The sequence below is a fragment of the Tardiphaga sp. 768_D3_N2_1 genome (genome assembly GCF_052076105.1).
In the GTDB taxonomy this organism is placed as follows: Bacteria; Pseudomonadota; Alphaproteobacteria; order Rhizobiales; family Xanthobacteraceae; genus Tardiphaga.
Window position 1 is genome coordinate 3,389,637 of the sequence record NZ_CP197245.1, and the last position, 17,428, is coordinate 3,407,064.

Sequence of the window (17,428 nt, forward strand, 5' to 3'; positions counted from 1 at the left end):
CTCCGGCTGTCATCCCCGCGAAGGCGGGGATCCATAGCCGCCAAACTCTCATGTGAAACGCAGTACTCACCGACATTCTGCATCTCTTCCTCAGAGGCTATGGGTCCCCGCCTTCGCGGGGACGACATGCGGAGTTGGTGGAGGCTTATCGACTCACGTCGCCTTCCTGATCTTGAAGCTGGCCAGATAATCCTTCGGCTTTTCCGGATCGAAACTCTTGCCCATCACCGCGAAGGATTTGTAGCTCGTCGCCGGCGGCGTGAGGCCCATCTCCTTCATCACCTTGGCGGTGTCGGTGGCGAGATAGATCTGCTCGGCGACGGTCTTGTAGTCGACGTCGCCCTTGATCTGCCCCCAGCGCTGCATCTGGGTCATCATCCACACCGCGAAGCTCTGCCACGGGAACGGATCGAAATCGACGCGCTTCGGATCGGTCTTGATGCCGCCGAGTCCATCCGCATAGGTGCCGGTCAGCACCTGCTCCAGCACCACTGGCGGCGCGTTGAGATAGGCGGCCGGCGCGATGGCTTCCGCGATCGACTTGCGGTTCTCGGCCTTCGAGGCATAGGCCGTGGCGTCGACGATGGCGCGCGTCAGCGCGGCAAAGGAATTCGGCGAGGTGGTGATGAACTCCTTCGAAGCGGCGAACGAACAGCACGGATGCCCGTCCCAGATTTCCTTTGATAGGATGTGCATGAAGCCGACGCCGTCATAGATTGCGCGCTGGCAGATATTGTCGGGCGCAAGGAAGCCGTCGATATTGTCGGCGCGCAGATTGGCGACCATTTCCGGCGGCGGCACCGAGCGCAGCTGCACATCGGTGTCGGGATCGATGCCATGTTCGGCGAGATAGTAGCGCAAGAGATAATTGTGCATCGAATAGTCGAACGGGATGGCGAGCTTGAAGCCCTTCCAGTCCTTCGGGTCGCGCTTGTCCTTGTGCTTCATGGCCAGGGTAATGCCCTGGCCGTTGATGTTCTCGATCGCCGGCACGGTGTAGGGGATCGGCTGCGAGCCGAGGCCCAGCGAGATCGCGATCGGCATCGGCGCCAGCATATGCGCGGCGTCATATTCCTTGTTGATGGTCTTGTCGCGAATGACCGCCCAGCCGGCGGTCTTCACCACTTCGACATTGAGCCCCTGCTTTTTATAGAAGCCGAGCGGATCGGCCATGATGATCGGCGTCGCGCAGGTGATCGGAATGAAGCCGACCTTGAGATCGGTCTTCTCGAGCTTGCCCGCGCCCTGCGCGAACACTTCGGTCGCCGTCTTGATCGGGAAGAACTGCGACAGCGCCGCCAGCGCCGACGACGCACCGACCGACCTCAGGAAGGCGCGGCGCGCGACCTCTTTCGGAAACACGGCCCGCATGACCGCCGAGGCGACGACGCCCTCATAGCGTTTGTCCTCGCTCGCAGGCACATCGCACTGCAGCCGCAAGGCGGCCTCATGATCTGATTGGCTGACATGCTGGCCGCAAGCGCAGCCGGCGAGCCGGCGGTTCGGATCGAACGGATTGTCGAATGTGGACATGAGACCTCCTCCGGTGATCCCAGGGAGTATTCAAGGAGTGTGCCAGCCACGCCGCTGCCGAAATGCCCAAGTGCCGCAGGGATTTCCGCAATGGATTGGCCATCACGAGATTTCGTGCTACACGAAAATTCGTAGCAGCATTACGAATTTTCGGAGTTTACCAGAGATGGAGATGGCCGAGCGGCTGACCCGCGAGCCCGATATCCGCGCCATCGCCTTCGATTACGCGATCGAGCCCAGCCTGCTGCTCGATCCCCATGCCGACGCGATCATCGACGCCAATCCGGCGGCCTGCACCCTGCTCGGCTATGACCGCATGACGCTGCGCGAGATCAAGATCAGCGCGCTGCATGCCGGGCAATTGCCGGCGCTGATCGTGTTCACGCAGGCGGTGCTCGCCAAGGGCAGCTACTGGACCCGCACGCTGACGCCGCGCCATGCCACCGGCCAGCCACTGCAGCTCGAATATGCCGGCGCGCTCCTTCCACAGGGCGAGCGCACGCTGATCGTGCTCACCATGAGCAATCTCGAGGAGCGCCGACGCCGCCATGTCGACGCCGATGCCGATGACTACATGCATGACGGGCTCAAGGCCTGGCAGCGCGTCGAGCGGGTGTTTCAGGATATCGAACGTGAAAACCAGCTGATCCTGCGCGCCGCCGGCGAAGGCATCTATGGCGTCAATGCCGAGGGCAAGGCGACCTTCGTCAATCCCGCTGCCGAACGCATGCTGGGCTGGACCGCCGAGGAACTGGTCGGCCGCGAAATCCACGCCATCATGCATCACAGCCACGCCGACGGCAGCCACTATCCCGATCACGACTGCCCGATCTATGCGGCGTTTCGCGACGGTGCGATCCACAATGTCGACAACGAGGTGTTCTGGCGCAAGGACGGCACGCCGGTCTGGGTCGAATACACGTCGACGCCGATCCGCGACCGCCACATGGTGGTGGGCGCCGTCATCGTGTTTCGCGATGTCAGCCAGCGCCGCGAGGCGGATGAAAAGCTGCATGCGGCGCTGACCGAAGTGGATCGGTTGCGCGAGCGGCTGGAGCTCGAAAACGCTTACCTGCAAGAGGAAATCCGCATCGAGACCAATCCGCGCGGCATCATCGGGCAATCAGCGGCGATCCAGAAGACGCTGCGGCAGGTCAAGCTGGTGGCGCCGACCACCGCCGCCGTGCTGATCACTGGCGAAAGCGGCACCGGCAAGGAATTGATTGCGCGCGCGATCCACGAAGCCTCCGGCCGCCGCGACCGGCCGCTGATCCGCGTCAATTGCGCGGCGATCCCGCGCGAATTGTTCGAGAGCGAATTCTTCGGCCATGTGCGCGGCGCCTTCACCGGCGCGGTGCGCGACCGCATCGGCCGCTTCGAACTCGCCAATGGCGGCACGCTGTTTCTCGACGAGGTCGGCGAGATCCCGCTGGAGCTGCAGGGCAAGCTGCTGCGCGTGCTGCAGGAAGGCAATTTCGAACGCGTCGGCGAGGAGCGCACGCGCGAGGTCGACGTCCGCGTGATCGCCGCGACCAACCGCAACCTGAAGCAGGAAGTGGCGCGCGGACGGTTTCGCGAGGACCTGTATTTCCGGCTCAACGTGTTTCCCGTGGAGTCCGTCCCGCTGCGCGACCGCCGCGAGGACATTCCCCTGCTCGCGCAGCACTTCCTGCTCAGCGAGAAGCTGAAATCCGATCTGCGCCTGTCCGAAGGCGATGCACGCCGGCTGTCGCGCTACGACTGGCCAGGCAATGTGCGCGAATTGCAGAACGTCATCGAGCGCGCGGTGATCCTGGCGCAGAACGGCCGGCTGCGGATCGACCTGCCAGATGCGGCGGGGCCGCAAACTGCGTCGGGCATTGGCCGCAGCAAGACGGATGCGCGACCGGCGGTGATGACGTCGAGCGAACTGCGTGATCACGAGCGCAGCAACATTCTCGCAGCATTGCAGGCGACCTCGGGCAAGGTGTTCGGGCCGGGTGGTGCTGCGGAGCTGCTCGATATTAAGCCGACGACACTGGCTTCAAGGATGAAGGCGCTGGGGATCGAAGCGACGCGCGAGCGGGCTGGCTAACACTCAGCCGAGACGGCGCACCGGCGGCGCGCTCCTTCTCCCCGCACTGCGCGGGGAGAAGGGTGGGATGAGGGGCATGGCAAGAGCGATGCGGCGAAGAACCATTCTCGGATCGCACCATCCCATCGATACTTTCCGACCCGAGAGCCCGTGCATGCCGCAGCACCGGCGACCGCCCCTCACCCGCCGCGAAGACGCGGCGACCTCTCCCCGCAAAAAGCGGGGAGAGGTTAAGTGAAGCCCCACTTGCACTTCTCGCAAATGGGTTTATATTCCCTGCCATGCCATATCCCCTCGTCCCGCTCTTCGACACCAGGATCCGCGTCATCGACTCCTCCGCGGACCCGGTGGCGCGCCTGCGGGTGACTGATGATGTGGACAACGGACCGCCACCCGTTCCGGGCGGCCGCCCCAAGGGCTGCAAGCGGCTGCACACCAATGCCACGGTCGCCGCGGTGCGCCGCCTGATCGAGGAGACCACGCTGACCTACAAGCAGATCGCGGCGAGGACCGGCGCGACCCACAGCACCGTCGGGCGCTGGGCCCGCGAGGGCGGTTGGCAGCGTCACCCCTTTGCGCCTGTGGCCAGCGATACGTTGCGGGGCGCCCGCGCCGGCCGCCGGCTGAAGCTGCGCGTGCTGCGCGAGAAGCTGCAGGCGCTGGCCGAGCGCTGCGTCCTTGAGCTGTGGAACAGCCCCACGGTCGATCTCGACCGGCTGATCCAGGCCATGCAGGTGGTGAAGATGGCGCGGCTGGAAGCCATGGGCAACCGCCGCCCGCGCCGCCACCCCGATGCGCCGGCGCGCACCGGCCAGGACTGGATCGACCGCGACACCGCGATCCGCACCGCGCTGAAGGAAATGCGCCGGGGCGGCGTCAATATCGACCGCATCCCCGATGAAGCCATGGCCCTGCTGGAAGACGCGCATACGCCGCCGGAGCGGGACCACCCGGCGCTACGGCCGAGGGGGCCGAGGAGGAGGCGATAGACGACTGCGGTACATTACAAAGACGAGCCCGCAGTAGCCCGAAGCTGATGAGTAGCCCCGCAGGCCGACGCAATCTGCGCGAGCACGAGATCAATCCCGGCCGAAGTATCACCGTGAAGTTCAGCCAATCGGCCACAAACGATTTCAAGATCATTCAGCACGAGACGGAGGTCGCATGAGCCCGAAGGACGCTCGGCGTTGCTAAGGTATTCTTTCATTTCGCTTTGCTTCGCGATGTAGCCCATTGTCCTTTCCTTCTCTTAGTGTTGTCAATCAGCACCGAGCCGGGACAGCATGTCTAGACTCCATGTGAGAACGTGAATCGCCTATCAGGTGCTCAATGGGGGAGAGCGCCATGAAATGTCTGCATCCGTATTGCCCAAATGGGCAAGGAGCCGCGAGTTGGGACGAAGTTGTCGATTCACCGGAGCTGAAAGCAAGAAAGGACGACAAGCCCGTTCTACTTGCGGCTCTTAAGGCTGATTTCGGCGCTCTTACATCTGTCCCGGTCGCGAAAGCGCTTCCAGTTCCGAATCAAGCCCTAGTCAGCCGACTGCTTCATTTGTGCCCGTGTCTTTTCAATCAGATCGATGTGCCAGCGACAGCGGAGGCTATCGTACATCTTTGCGAGATTACGCTGGGCACGACCATCAATGCTTCCAATGTCTACGATGCTTTTCTAGTCCAATATCCTAAGAAAGAGACGTTCAAATTCCCGCCCATTGAAGGATGCAGAATTGGCGGCACAGTCATGGAAATGCTGTGCAGCGAAGTGCTGGAGAATGAGGGTGTTCCTCGCATGCCGCTAGATGAGGATGGATGGCCTGTATGGCGTTCACCGGGACACATGTTACTTAACGAGAGCAAGATGCGCGCCCTTCAGGCGTTGGGCGACATCTTAATTCCTTGCGCGCCGACCAACCTGCTTATTTCGGTGAAAACGGAAGCTGCGCGTGAGCGTCTTTTGTATTCCGCGAACAGCATCGAAGGCATCGGATTTGGCTTCTTCAAGGAGGCCAAAGAATTCTGGACCAAGAGCCGGATGCTGCTGTTCAAGCGTATGGGATTCACGGCCATCTATCTTCCAGACACGACACATGAGGCGATATTTGCCAAGCTCAAGGCAGACGGTGATGAAGTAAGAGCTGTCAATCTTAACGGCACTTCACTTTACAGGCCCTTGAGCATTTTTGGCGAAGATATGCGCCGTGTCGTTGGTCGGTCTAGCTTCGACCTCTAAGGGCCTCATGACTGCTTAGCCTGAACGACCTTCACGAAGTCTTCGACGTTCATCAGCCAGCTTCTCTGCGCTTCACGGTAGGTTGTATGCAGAGAGGCAGGCAGAACAAGTTGGAGTTGCTTCGCCTTCATCTCATCAGTCTGATTCTCGGAAATGCCCGGTTCTAGGGTGAGCAAGTGCTTGTGGGGAATGCGTTGCGCCTCCGATAACACCTGTCGCCATCGATCCTTGCATGTGGATTTGGAGCCCAGCATTGTCAGATTCTCTGACTTGAATGCCTCATCGTGATATGCGGCATGCCCCGGAAAAAGGAAGTCCGGCTTGTTGCGGTGCTCGGTCTCGGCACCGCGCTCGAATTTAAGCTTCCTCGCAGAGAACAGTGCCGCAACATGGTGCTCGAGCGATTTTCCAGCCCGTGATTTGCGGCGATTTTGAACACTGAGTGAAAAGGCGATGAAGCCGTCCACGTCGGGCACGGCATCTGCCAAGAAACCAGCTCTCAGTCGATCGGCGACTACGCGGCGCTCCAGCCGCCGAAACAGAAGTTCTTCGCGCTCAATCCACGCCATCAACGCAGCATCGGCATTGTCACGAACATCCACGTCCTTGAGGGAATCTCGCGCCAGCTTCGAAAACTCAGCCGTAGCAGGAAAGACGGACCCGAACTGTTCGAGGATCATATCGAGTTTTTCGGATTCCGGCTCCTCGGCATCGATGCCGATCTCATCCAGGATATAGCGTGCGGCGAAGTCTAGACGGGATGACTGATCTTCCGGGATCTCCTTGACCCTGAATGTCAGGTCAGGCTGTTCGTCCAGCCCGAACAGGTAAATCAACTGGCTCTGGATTGTGCTGTCCTTGCGCGTGATGATGATCAGCGCGGAACCGTCCGGCCGCATCGCCAGAAAGAAGGTGTCGCCCTCCGACATCAGCGCGGTGATGCTGTTTTCATAATAGTAGAGGCGATATTCTGCGGAACGGTGAGGCTGTTTACGACGGGAATCGTACCAACTAACGACGCTGTCCTCGGTTATGCCTTCCTGCTCGTCACTCAACCAGATGAAGCGGGCAGGAAATTTTAGCCTGTCATCATCGCCCATGAGTTTGCGGATGTGTCCGCCCTGGAATTCGTGCTGGTGCGATCTCTCAGGGTCGGCCTCGACAGCACTCAAACGTTTGACAGCTACCCCTTCAAAGTAGTCGGAGAGGAGACCCCGGCGCATTCTTCATCCCCAGCAAGCTCGAACCGCTTCTTGTTTGACTTCAGCCACGTCGAACACCGCTTGATTACGAGGTCAGAGTCAAGCCGGGTGCGGCCCTTCAGCGCGCACTCCCAAACGATACCAACCCGCCATCCGTTATCCAAAAGGGCAGCGATATTGCGCTCGTCGCGAGCGATATTGCCGGAGATCTTTGCCAGCCAGAATTCCGTGCGAGTCTTCGGCCATTTGAACAGGTGACATTTGTGGCCATGCCAGAAGCAGCCGTGGACGAAAAGCACGGCCTTCCATTTGGGGAATACCATATCCGGCTTGCCAGGCAGTGACGCGTGGATACGAAAGCGAAAGCCCTCCGCGTGGAGAGCCTTGCGCAAGATGATCTCGGGCCTGGTGTTCTTTCCCCGGATTCCGGACATCATCCGGCTGCGAACTTCCGGGGAGACGACGTCAGCCATTAGCAGCAATGAGAGGCGGTGCGTCGGGCACCGCGGACTTATTGCTAACGGCTTGGATAATATGTGGCTTCAAACCCGTTGCAACGAACTTGACCACCGGCACGACAACGGCATTTCCGAACTGCCGATAGAGTTGAGTATCTGACACATCATTCAGTTTGAACTGCGTACCGCCCTTCTCTTCGAAACCCATCAAACGTGCACATTCCCGCGGTGTCAGCCGGCGCGGGCGATTGCCCTTCTGCTCAACAAGTATCTCCGAACCGTCCTTGTAATAGCGCTGGGACAGCGTACGAGTGACATCATTCGGCCCGAACACGCTGCAACCGAAGCCATTTCCTGCGGCTTCGTGCTTCTTCTTGTAGTTCTGAAGATATTCCCAGAGCTTCACGGATAGAGTGTATTTCGGATCAACATCCTCCTCAAGAATACTTCCGAGCTTGGGACCATTCTCGGGCGGCGGCACCTGCAACGCCTTGAAATCAAACGTCGTCGGATTAAGGAACCCCACGATGAAGATACGCTGACGCTTCTGCGGTACCCATGACTCTGAGCTGATGATACGGGACTGGACGTGATATCCTAGGTCATCGGTGAGCACCTTCATGATTGTCTTGAAGGTCTTGCCGCCGTCGTGGCTCTCAAGGTTTTTCACGTTTTCCAGTACAAAGGCTGCCGGCTTGTGGTGCTTGATGATCTGGGCTGTGTCGAAGAACAACGTGCCCTGCGTCTCGTCCAGGAAGCCGTGCTGGCGTCCAAGCGAATTCTTCTTGGAAACACCTGCTAGCGAGAAGGGCTGGCAAGGAAAGCCAGCGAGCAGCACGTCGTGATGCGGGATCAGGTCCGGGTTTTCGGAGAACTTGCGGATGTCGCCGCCGATCTCATGGTTGTCCGGAAAGTTGTTGCGATAGGTCTTCTGGCTGTTCTCGTCCCATTCGGAGGTGAAGACGCAACGGCCGCCGATGTGCTCGAACCCTTTTCGCAGCCCACCGATGCCGGCAAACAGGTCGATGAAGCGAAACCAGCCGGGAGTATTTTCCATCCGGGCCGCAGCGGCATCTTCCAACAGCTTCAGTGCGGCAGCTTTCGGATTGGCCTTGCCGGACTGGTAGCGGTATCCGGTACTGGCAGACACTCCAATGAGATCAATAGCCTCGTCGAAGGACAGGCCAGCAAGCTGATGTAATTGCGTAAATTTGGTCAGCATGCGTTCACCGATCCCCCGAATCTCTGTGTCAATGACTCGCAAAATGACACACAGATTCCCGCCGAACAAATGTATGTTCTCATTATGTTCTATTTTCCGCGCGTCGTCCACCGGCTTTTCGTCCGGGCGTTCCGACACGCCCGACTTTCCCGCATATCGCTCCGCTTCTGCGGGCTACAGTTGCTACCCAAACACCTTGTTCAGCTCCCCGCCCTTCGCCCCATTCGCGAACGCCGTGAACGTCCCCTGCCCGGCGATCTCCTGCGACGCCTGCATGAACCCCGCCCAGGCCACGCGCGCCAGTGCGCCGCCGACGCTGATGCGGCGGACGCCGAGGCTGGCGAGATGCTGCACGGTCATGGTCGGCTGCACCGTGAGGACATTGAGCGGCTTGCCACTGAGCGCCTTCACCAGCGTGGTGATCTCCTCGTCCGAAGCGACGCCCGGCGCATAGAGGCAATCGGCGCCGGCCTCGGCAAAGGCGACAAGGCGCGCCGTGGTCTTTGTCAGGTCGCGCTCGCCATGCAGAAAACCTTCGCAGCGCGCGACCAGCATCACCGCGGGATCGACGCTGTCGATGGCGGCGCGAGCGGCCCTGATGCGCTCGACGGCGAGCTTGTCGTCATAGAGCGGCTTGTCGGCCTTGCCGGTGGAGTTCTCGATGGACAGGCCGCTGATGCCGCTCTTCACCGCGCGGGCGACATTGGCGGCGACGCCTGCGGGGTCATCGGCAAAGCCGTTCTCGAAATCGGCATTCACCGGCAGGTCGGTGGCGGCGGAGAGATCAGCGAGGTGCTCGATGACATCGTCTGATGTGACCTTGTTGTCGGGGCGGCCGGTGGACCAGGCATAGCCGGCCGATGTCGAGGCCAATGCCTTGAAGCCGAGATGCGCGAGATAGCGGGCGCTGCCGACATCCCAGGGATTGGGCAGCACGAAACAGCCGGCCTCGTGGAGCTTGCGGAAATTGGCGCGCTTCTCGGCGGTGGAGATGGTCATTCATCGTCTCCCGTTGTTTCGACCGCCGCGTTGATCGCGGCTGGTCATGTCGTTGGTAGCCCGGATCGCGCAAAGCGCCACCCGGTTTCAGGTCGCCCTTATGCAGATCAGCCCTGCCCCGGCATCCCGCTCGCCAGCAGCCCTTCCAGCCGGTCCAGCTCCGGCGCGATGTCCGATGTCACGTCCTCGGCGCGCATCGCGATCACGCGGTAGCCGCGCTCTTCCAGCCAGGCCTTCCGGGTGGCGCGGTCGCTGACAATCACCTCGGTCTCGCCGGGATTGACCAGCTCGATGGCGATCCGCTCGGGGAAGGAGACGAAATCCGGGATGTGGCGGCCGACCGGGGTCTGGCGCTTGAACTGGCCGGCGAAGCGGCGGTCGGCGCGAAGCTCGTCCCACAGCAGCCGCTCGGCATCGGTCGGGTTGCGGCGGAGCATGCGCGCGAGGCCGCGGACGGTGCCGCTCTCATGGGGCGACGAGGCCTTGCCGTGTTCGGCCAAAAGCGCCCGCAGCCGGGTGGCCTGTTCGCCGTCGAGCACGCCGCCCTTGGCCGGCCCCTTGCGGCCCTCGGCGATGGCCATGACCACGCCGTGCAGCGTGTGCATGTCCTGCTTGGTCGGCTCCATCCGGCTGAAGATGTTGCGCAGGTTGACCAGCATGGTGTCGCGCTTTTCCGGCGGGCGCAGGAACTCGACCTTGTCGAGCTCGCCGACAAGGTTGTCGAAGAACGCCGTCATCTGGTGCTGGGAGGCCGGTTCCGACCGCTCCGGCATCGCATAGGGCAGCGCGTTGGAAGTCGCCTGCTTGAACCATTCATAGCCGCAGAGGAGAACCGCCTGGGCGAGGTTGAGCGAGGCGAAGGCCGGGTTGACCGGGAAGGTGATGATCCGGTTGGCGAGCGCGACCTCCTCGTTCTGGAGTCCGTAGCGCTCGCGGCCGAACAGGATGCCGGCGGTCGCCCCTCGGGCGACATGGGCGATGGTCTCGGCGGCGGCCGCCTCGGGCGCGACCACGGGCTTGGCCTGATCGTGGGCGCGGGCCGTCGTGGCGAACAGCAAGGTGCAGTCGGCGACCGCCTGCTCGACGGTGTCGAACAGCTTGACCTTCTCGAGAATGTGGTCGGCGCCGGAGGCGGCCCGGCGGGCATGGACATTCGGCCAGCCGTCACGGGGATTGACGAGGCGCAGCCGGGTCAGGCCGAAATTACCCATGGCCCGGGCGCACATGCCGATGTTCTCGCCGAGCTGCGGTTCGACGAGGATGACAACGGGGCCGACGAGGTCGGTATGCGCCTTGGTAGAGTCGGTGCCTGAACCGGACATCGCACTTCACTTTCTGATTCAATCTGTGAAGGTCTTGAATCAACCCGTGAAGGTTTTGATTCAACACCTCATCCGGCGCCCTCGATGATCGCCACATTATTGAGCGATACAAGGGACTTAGCCGGGTATCTGGATGCAAATAACCCGCCCTCGGGGGCGATTCTGGATGCAGCCCTACGACGAATTGCCGGCGGATGCCAGACGTCGCCTGTCTGCCGCCTCATGATTCGGATGAAGACGAGTTCCCGGCCGCGCGCTCGTGATTTGCCGGTCGCAGCAGGGGGCAGGTAGTGTGCCACTCCCGGGAACGACCATACAGCCTTCATGCCTCAGCTTATCCTCAGCGTTCACTCCGGCGTCCATGACGCCGCCGTCGCCATTTTCGAAGATTACGATCTGAAGGCCGCCATCGCGCTGGAGCGACTGACCCGGCGCAAGAGCGATGGCAGCGTCCACCCCGATGCGGCCATCGACGAGGTGCTGTCGATCGCCGGTGCCACACGGCGCGATGTCGACGTCGTCGCCGCTAGCCGCGCGATGTTTCCCAAGGCCTACTTCCCCCGCCTCGGCGGCCTGCGCTGGCTGCACGAGCAGTATCGCAGCCGGGTCGGCAAGGACCGCCTGCTGCTCGGCGCCGAGCAGCATCGCTACCGCGCGCCGCGGGCGGAGGACGTGTTCGATGCCCCGGCGTGGCGGCGCGACGGCGGTTTCCGCGACAATGCCGCGGTCCATTTTTACAACCACCACGAAGCGCATGCGCTTCCCACTTTGTTCTACAGTCCGTGGCCGGATGCCCTGCTGGTGACGGCCGATGGCGGCGGCGACAATGTCAATTACAGCTACCGGCACTTCGCCGAGGGCCGCCTGACGACGCTCTATGGCGACGACACCTGCCTGTTCCTGCCCAATCCCGTCGACAGCCTGGGCCGTGCCTATAGCGCGGCGACCAAGTCGCTCGGATTTCGGCCCAACCGGCACGAGGGCAAGCTGACCGGGCTCGCAGCCATGGGGAAACCGACAGCGGCCGATACGATCGCCGGGTATTTTTCGGTCGCCCCGGACGGGCGCATCCAGTCCGGCTTTCGCAGCTATCACCAGATGAACGCGCTGATGCGCCGGCTGGCCAAACAGGCCGGCCGGGAGGATTTCGCGGCGTCGATCCAGAAGGTGCTGGAAGACACCATGCTGCTGTCGCTGCAGCGCCTTTTGCAGCGGCATCCGGCGCGGCATCTCGGCCTGTCCGGCGGCGTGTTCGCCAACGTCAAGCTCAACCGCCTGCTCGCGGAGCAATTGCCGATCGATGAACTGTTCATTTTCCCGGCGATGGGCGACGACGGCCTGCCGGTCGGCGGGGCGCTGTCCTACCTGATGCAGCGCGACGGCCTCGTGCCATGGCTGGGCCGCCGCCGCGATCTCGGCAATGTCTATCTCGGCCGCGATTTTCAGGCCGGGCTCGACGCCGGTATCGCAGCCACCCCGGGGATTCGCCGCACCAATGAGGCGCCGGTCGACGGCGCGGTGAAGCGGCTGGTGGCCGGCGAGATCGGCGCGATCTACAACGGCCGGATGGAATACGGCCCCCGCGCGTTGGGCGCCCGGACCATCCTCGCCAATCCGGCGAGGCGCGGCACCCACGACCTCCTGAACGAACGGCTGAGCCGGTCCGAATTCATGCCGTTCGCCCCCGTGATCACCGCCGAACGCGCTGCTGACGTGTTCGACGTCAATCCCGTCAATGCGCGCGCCTGCCGCTACATGACCATCGCCTGCGACGTGCGGCCGGAATGGCGCGATCGCATCCCCGCCGTGGTCCATGTCGATGGATCCGCGCGGCCGCAGGTGATCGCGCGCGCGGACAATCCGCTCTATTACGACATTGTCGAGGGGTTTGCAGAGGCCAGCGGATTGCCGGTGCTGGTCAATACCAGCTTCAACGTGCATGAGGAGCCCATCGTCAACAGCCCGGACGAAGCGCTGCGGGCGCTGCTCGACGGGCGGATCGACTTCCTGGTGACCACGGGCGGCCTGTACCGGCGCGATCAGGCGTAACGGCACGGCAGCCTGCCGGTGACGTGGTAGGTGGCGGCGGCGGGCACCGCGGCGCAGGCTGCATTTTAAGCAAAAACCGCCTGCGTTTTGGGCTCGAAATTGGGCCGAAACTGCATAACGCCCCGGCTTTCGCCGGGTCCTGCGCGGTGCTATAGCCCCCCTACAAATCACCCCTCCCGCAACGCGCTAAAGGCCCGATCTCCCATGGCAAAAATCAAGGTAACCAACCCCGTCGTCGAACTCGACGGCGACGAGATGACCCGGATAATCTGGCAGTACATCAAGGACAAGCTGATCAACCCGTTCCTTGACGTCAACCTGATGTATTTCGACCTCGGGATGGAATACCGCGACAAGACCGACGATCAGGTCACCATCGACGCCGCCCACGCGATCAAGAAGTACGGCGTCGGCGTGAAGTGCGCCACCATCACCCCCGATGAAGCGCGCGTGAAGGAATTCAATCTCAAGCAGATGTGGAAGTCGCCGAACGGCACGATCCGCAACATCCTCGGCGGCGTGATCTTCCGCGAGCCGATCATCTGCAACAACGTTCCGCGTCTGGTCCCCGGCTGGACCAAGCCGATCATCATCGGCCGCCACGCGTTCGGCGACCAGTACCGCGCCACCGACATCAAGTTCCCGGGCAAGGGCACGCTGACGATGAAGTTCGTTGGTGAAGACGGCACGGTGATCGAGCGCGAAGTGTTCCAGGCTCCAGGCGCCGGCGTCGCGATGAGCATGTACAACCTTGACGATTCGATCCGCGACTTCGCCCGCGCCTCGATGAATTACGGTCTGACCCGTGGCGTTCCGGTTTACCTGTCGACCAAGAACACGATCCTCAAGGTCTATGACGGTCGCTTCAAGGACATCTTCCAGGAGATCTTCGACACCGAGTTCAAGGCCAAGTTCGACGCTGCAAAGATCACCTACGAGCATCGCCTGATCGACGACATGGTCGCCGCGGCGATGAAGTGGTCGGGTGGCTATGTCTGGGCCTGTAAGAACTATGACGGCGACGTGCAGTCCGACACCGTGGCGCAGGGCTACGGCTCGCTCGGTCTGATGACCTCGGTGCTGCTGACGCCGGATGGTTCGGTTGTGGAAGCCGAAGCCGCCCACGGCACCGTGACCCGCCACTATCGCGAACATCAGAAGGGCAAGGAAACCTCGACCAACTCGATCGCGTCGATCTTCGCCTGGACCCAGGGCCTCGCGCACCGCGCCAAGCTCGACAACAATGCCGAGCTGGCCAAGTTCGCCAAGACCCTCGAGAAGGTCTGCGTCGACACCGTCGAGGCCGGTTACATGACCAAGGATCTCGCACTCCTGGTCGGCGCCGACCAGCGTTGGCTCTCGACCACGGGCTTCCTCGACAAGGTCGCGGAAAACCTGACCAAGGCGCTGGCGGCCTGATTTCCGCCCGCTCCTGACTGCATGAGTTGAAGTCCGGGCTGTCTCAGGCGCCCGGACTTTCTTTTTGGAGACGACCCTTTTTCGAGGTAACCTGATGACTGCGCCAAATCCCGCCGACGGCCATGACGATTCCTATCTCTGGCTCGAAGAGATCGAAGGCGCAGAGGCCGTGGCCTGGGTCGAGGTGCAGAACAAACGCACCGACGACTTTCTCTGCGACGACACCTATCGCGCCGATTACGACGCTGTGCTGACGATCCTCAATGCCGACGACCGCATTCCCTTCGTCGGCAAGTCGGGCGATCACCTCTATAATTTCTGGAAGGACGCCAATCACCCGCGCGGATTGTGGCGGCGAACCACGCTCGAAAGCTACAAGACGGACACGCCCGAATGGGATGTGCTGCTCGACATCGATGCGCTGAACAAGGCCGAGGGGATTTCCTGGGCCTTCGCGGGCGCTGCGCGTTCACCGGACAAGACCCGCGCGCTGATCAGCCTGTCGTTCAATGGCACCGATGCCATCGAGGTTCGCGAGTTCGATATTCCGGGCAAGAGCTTCGTCGAGGGTGGCTTTTTCATCCCGAAGGCCAAGACGCAGGCGAGCTGGCTCGATCAGGATACGCTGTTGTTTGGCAGTGCGCAGAATCCTCATGATACGACAGAGGCCGGCTATGCGCGCGTCGTTCGCCGATGGAAGCGCGGCACGCCGCTGGCATCGGCCGAAAGCGTGTTCGAAGTCGAGAAGCAGGACGTCGCTGCCTGGTTCGGCGTCGACCGCCGGCCGACCCATGAGCGCGTGATGTATTGGCGCGCGCTGGACTTCACCCGCTCGCATATTTTCGTCGAGCAGAAGCATGGTCTCCATGCCGGACAGCGCATACGACTCGACCTCCCGGAAGAAGTATCGATCTCCGGCGATGCCGACGATCTGCTCGTCAGCCCGAAGCAGGACTGGACCGTGAGCGGCATGGTCATCCCGGCCGGCGCGCTGGCTGGGATCAACCTCGATCGCTTCATCTCTGGCGCGCGCGACTTCGAGATCATCTTCACGCCGACCCCGACCCGCGCGCTGGAATCCTGGCTGGAGACACGCCACGGCGTGGTGCTGCAGATCCTCGACAATGTCCGCGCGCGCATCATGCTGGCGAAGCGCACCGGCGACGGCTGGATCGAGACTCCCGTCCCCGGTCTGCCGGACAACGCCTCGATCGGCGCCGCGGCCTTCGGTGGTGAGGACGATCCCGATCTCGGCAAGGACATGCTGCTGACCGTCACCGGCTTCGACAGGCCGACCACCACCGCGCTATGGCACGGTGCTGGCGATCTCGAACCGCTGAAATCCTCGCCACGCTCATTCGACGCAACTGGCATCCAAGTGAAGCAGTGCCACGCGGTTGCTGCCGACGGTACGAGGATTCCCTATTTCCTGATCGGCAAGAACCTCCAAGCATCGGACGCGCCACGGCCGACGATCCTCTATGGCTATGGCGGCTTCGAGGTCTCGCTGACGCCGTCCTATATGGGCGTCACCGGCAAGCTCTGGCTCGAACAGGGCAACCTCTATGCGCTCGCCAACATCCGTGGCGGCGGCGAGTTCGGACCAGGCTGGCATCTCGCCTCGCGCAAGGCGACAAAGCATGTGGCGCATGACGACTTCGCTGCGGTGGCGCGCGATCTCGCGGCGTCTGGCGTAACAACGCCGCAGAAGCTCGCCTGCCATGGCGGCAGCAATGGCGGTCTGCTCGTCGGCAACATGCTGACGCGCTATCCGGAACTGTTCGGCGCGGTCTGGTGCAGCGTGCCCCTGCTCGACATGGCGCGTTATACCAAACTGCTCGCGGGTCAGAGCTGGATTGCAGAATATGGCGATCCGGAAATCGCCGACGAATGGGCCTTTATCCGGAAGTTCTCGCCCTATCACCTGATCGCGCCCGGCAAAACCTATCCGCCGATCTTCATCACCACCAACCGCACCGACGACCGCGTTCATCCCGGCCACGCCCGCAAGATGGCGGCGAAGCTCGAAGAGCTTGGCTATCCCGTCTGGTTCAACGAGACTGTGGCGGGCGGGCACTCTGGAGCAGTGGACAACACCAAGCAGGCCCAGAGCCAGGCGCTCGGTTTTGCGTTTCTGCGCCGAACGATTTGCCGCTAGAGCAGTATGATCAGAAAAACATTCAGGGAGACCGCCTCATGTCATCCGACAAAGTCGCCATCATCACCGCCGGTGGAAGCGGCATGGGCGCGGCATCGGCGCGACGCCTGGCAGCTGACGGATTCAAGGTCGCGATCCTGTCGTCATCCGGAAAAGGTGAAGCGTTGGCGCAAGAACTCGGCGGCACCGGCGTGACCGGCTCCAACCAGTCGAATGACGATCTGAAGCGGCTTGTCGATGGCACCCTAGAGAAATGGGGCCGGATCGATGCGCTGGTGAACAGTGCCGGCCATGGCCCGCGCGCGCCGCTGCTCGATATCACCGATGAGCAGTGGCATACCGGCATGGATGTCTATCTGATGAATGTGATCCGTCCGACGCGGCTGGTGGCGCCGATCATGCAGAAACAGAAGTCTGGCGCCATCATCAATATCTCCACCGCCTGGGCATTTGAGCCATCGCCAATGTTTCCGACATCGGCCGTGTTCCGCGCCGGGCTCGCCGCTTACACAAAGCTGTTTGCAGACAATTTCGCCGCCGACAATGTGCGGATGAACAACGTGCTGCCGGGCTGGATCGACAGCCTGCCCGCCACCGAGGAACGCCGCCAGAGCGTGCCGATGCAGCGCTATGGCAAGAGCGAGGAAATTGCCGCCACGGTCGCCTTTCTCGCCTCGGACGGCGCTGGCTACATCACCGGCCAGAACATCCGCGTCGATGGCGGCATGACGCGGTCGGTGTGATGACCGACAGCGACGGCGCG

14 protein-coding genes are annotated in these 17,428 nt (G+C 62.1%); 7 read left to right on the forward strand and 7 right to left on the reverse strand.

Features of this window, described 5'->3' with window-relative positions; all coding sequences use genetic code 11:
- Window positions 1-153: 153 nt before the first annotated feature.
- Window positions 154-1,533 carry a CmpA/NrtA family ABC transporter substrate-binding protein gene (locus AB8A27_RS16080; protein WP_441242749.1) on the reverse strand — a complete coding sequence of 460 codons (1,380 nt, stop codon included), beginning with the start codon at window positions 1,531-1,533 and terminating at the stop codon, window positions 154-156.
- A 172-nt stretch (window positions 1,534-1,705) separates the two neighbouring features.
- Here AB8A27_RS16080 and AB8A27_RS16085 point away from each other — a divergent pair, with 172 nt between their 5' ends.
- Complete coding sequence (locus AB8A27_RS16085) at window positions 1,706-3,607, forward strand: sigma 54-interacting transcriptional regulator (RefSeq protein WP_441242750.1); 1,902 nt, start codon at window positions 1,706-1,708, stop codon at window positions 3,605-3,607.
- Between the two features lie 281 nt (window positions 3,608-3,888).
- Window positions 3,889-4,596, forward strand: a complete 708-nt coding sequence (locus tag AB8A27_RS16090) for a hypothetical protein (RefSeq protein ID WP_441242751.1) — start codon at window positions 3,889-3,891, stop codon at window positions 4,594-4,596.
- Window positions 4,597-4,610: 14 nt separating this feature from the next.
- On the opposite strand, the gene AB8A27_RS16095 is transcribed toward AB8A27_RS16090, so the two are convergent.
- Entirely contained in the window at window positions 4,611-4,841 is a 231-nt protein-coding gene (locus tag AB8A27_RS16095; RefSeq protein WP_441242752.1) for a hypothetical protein, read from the reverse strand.
- A gap of 110 nt (window positions 4,842-4,951) precedes the next feature.
- Here AB8A27_RS16095 and AB8A27_RS16100 point away from each other — a divergent pair, with 110 nt between their 5' ends.
- Window positions 4,952-5,836, forward strand: coding sequence for a hypothetical protein (locus AB8A27_RS16100; protein ID WP_441242753.1), 885 nt, complete (start codon window positions 4,952-4,954; stop codon window positions 5,834-5,836).
- 5 nt (window positions 5,837-5,841) lie between these two features.
- On the opposite strand, the gene AB8A27_RS16105 is transcribed toward AB8A27_RS16100, so the two are convergent.
- From AB8A27_RS16105 to AB8A27_RS16125, 5 genes are all read right to left on the reverse strand, one after another.
- Window positions 5,842-7,059 (reverse strand): type II restriction endonuclease, encoded by a 1,218-nt coding sequence (locus AB8A27_RS16105; RefSeq protein WP_441242754.1) that lies wholly within the window; start codon window positions 7,057-7,059, stop codon window positions 5,842-5,844.
- Complete coding sequence (locus AB8A27_RS16110; protein WP_441242755.1) at window positions 7,020-7,511, reverse strand: very short patch repair endonuclease; 492 nt, start codon at window positions 7,509-7,511, stop codon at window positions 7,020-7,022. The genes AB8A27_RS16105 and AB8A27_RS16110 overlap by 40 nt, the downstream gene beginning before the upstream one ends.
- Window positions 7,504-8,856: a DNA (cytosine-5-)-methyltransferase gene (gene dcm / locus AB8A27_RS16115; protein WP_441242756.1), complete on the reverse strand. Its 1,353-nt coding sequence runs from the start codon at window positions 8,854-8,856 to the stop codon at window positions 7,504-7,506. The genes AB8A27_RS16110 and dcm overlap by 8 nt, the downstream gene beginning before the upstream one ends.
- A gap of 45 nt (window positions 8,857-8,901) precedes the next feature.
- Window positions 8,902-9,717 (reverse strand): isocitrate lyase/PEP mutase family protein, encoded by an 816-nt coding sequence (locus AB8A27_RS16120; RefSeq protein WP_441242757.1) that lies wholly within the window; start codon window positions 9,715-9,717, stop codon window positions 8,902-8,904.
- 107 nt (window positions 9,718-9,824) lie between these two features.
- Window positions 9,825-11,039 carry a TrmJ/YjtD family RNA methyltransferase gene (locus AB8A27_RS16125; RefSeq protein WP_441242758.1) on the reverse strand — a complete coding sequence of 405 codons (1,215 nt, stop codon included), beginning with the start codon at window positions 11,037-11,039 and terminating at the stop codon, window positions 9,825-9,827.
- Between the two features lie 324 nt (window positions 11,040-11,363).
- Here AB8A27_RS16125 and AB8A27_RS16130 point away from each other — a divergent pair, with 324 nt between their 5' ends.
- The 4 genes from AB8A27_RS16130 (at window position 11,364) to AB8A27_RS16145 (ending at window position 17,408) form a co-directional block, all read left to right on the forward strand.
- Window positions 11,364-13,088: a carbamoyltransferase C-terminal domain-containing protein gene (locus tag AB8A27_RS16130; RefSeq protein WP_441242759.1), complete on the forward strand. Its 1,725-nt coding sequence runs from the start codon at window positions 11,364-11,366 to the stop codon at window positions 13,086-13,088.
- A 204-nt stretch (window positions 13,089-13,292) separates the two neighbouring features.
- Window positions 13,293-14,507, forward strand: a complete 1,215-nt coding sequence (locus AB8A27_RS16135; RefSeq protein WP_441242760.1) for an NADP-dependent isocitrate dehydrogenase — start codon at window positions 13,293-13,295, stop codon at window positions 14,505-14,507.
- Between the two features lie 94 nt (window positions 14,508-14,601).
- Window positions 14,602-16,665 (forward strand): prolyl oligopeptidase family serine peptidase, encoded by a 2,064-nt coding sequence (locus tag AB8A27_RS16140; protein ID WP_441242761.1) that lies wholly within the window; start codon window positions 14,602-14,604, stop codon window positions 16,663-16,665.
- 38 nt (window positions 16,666-16,703) lie between these two features.
- Window positions 16,704-17,408 carry an SDR family oxidoreductase gene (locus AB8A27_RS16145; RefSeq protein WP_441242762.1) on the forward strand — a complete coding sequence of 235 codons (705 nt, stop codon included), beginning with the start codon at window positions 16,704-16,706 and terminating at the stop codon, window positions 17,406-17,408.
- Window positions 17,409-17,428 lie beyond the last annotated feature (20 nt).

Excerpts from the sequence above, each read along its gene's own strand:
- AB8A27_RS16080 (WP_441242749.1), bottom strand. The coding sequence starts at position 1,533 with ATGTCCACATTCGACAATCCGTTCGATCCGAACCGCCGGCTCGCCGGC.
- AB8A27_RS16085 (WP_441242750.1), top strand. The coding sequence starts at position 1,706 with ATGGCCGAGCGGCTGACCCGCGAGCCCGATATCCGCGCCATCGCCTTC.
- AB8A27_RS16090 (WP_441242751.1), top strand. The coding sequence starts at position 3,889 with ATGCCATATCCCCTCGTCCCGCTCTTCGACACCAGGATCCGCGTCATC.
- AB8A27_RS16095 (WP_441242752.1), bottom strand. The coding sequence starts at position 4,841 with ATGGGCTACATCGCGAAGCAAAGCGAAATGAAAGAATACCTTAGCAAC.
- AB8A27_RS16100 (WP_441242753.1), top strand. The coding sequence starts at position 4,952 with ATGAAATGTCTGCATCCGTATTGCCCAAATGGGCAAGGAGCCGCGAGT.
- AB8A27_RS16105 (WP_441242754.1), bottom strand. The coding sequence starts at position 7,059 with ATGCGCCGGGGTCTCCTCTCCGACTACTTTGAAGGGGTAGCTGTCAAA.
- AB8A27_RS16110 (WP_441242755.1), bottom strand. The coding sequence starts at position 7,511 with ATGGCTGACGTCGTCTCCCCGGAAGTTCGCAGCCGGATGATGTCCGGA.
- AB8A27_RS16120 (WP_441242757.1), bottom strand. The coding sequence starts at position 9,717 with ATGACCATCTCCACCGCCGAGAAGCGCGCCAATTTCCGCAAGCTCCAC.
- AB8A27_RS16125 (WP_441242758.1), bottom strand. The coding sequence starts at position 11,039 with ATGTCCGGTTCAGGCACCGACTCTACCAAGGCGCATACCGACCTCGTC.
- AB8A27_RS16130 (WP_441242759.1), top strand. The coding sequence starts at position 11,364 with ATGCCTCAGCTTATCCTCAGCGTTCACTCCGGCGTCCATGACGCCGCC.
- AB8A27_RS16135 (WP_441242760.1), top strand. The coding sequence starts at position 13,293 with ATGGCAAAAATCAAGGTAACCAACCCCGTCGTCGAACTCGACGGCGAC.
- AB8A27_RS16140 (WP_441242761.1), top strand. The coding sequence starts at position 14,602 with ATGACTGCGCCAAATCCCGCCGACGGCCATGACGATTCCTATCTCTGG.
- AB8A27_RS16145 (WP_441242762.1), top strand. The coding sequence starts at position 16,704 with ATGTCATCCGACAAAGTCGCCATCATCACCGCCGGTGGAAGCGGCATG.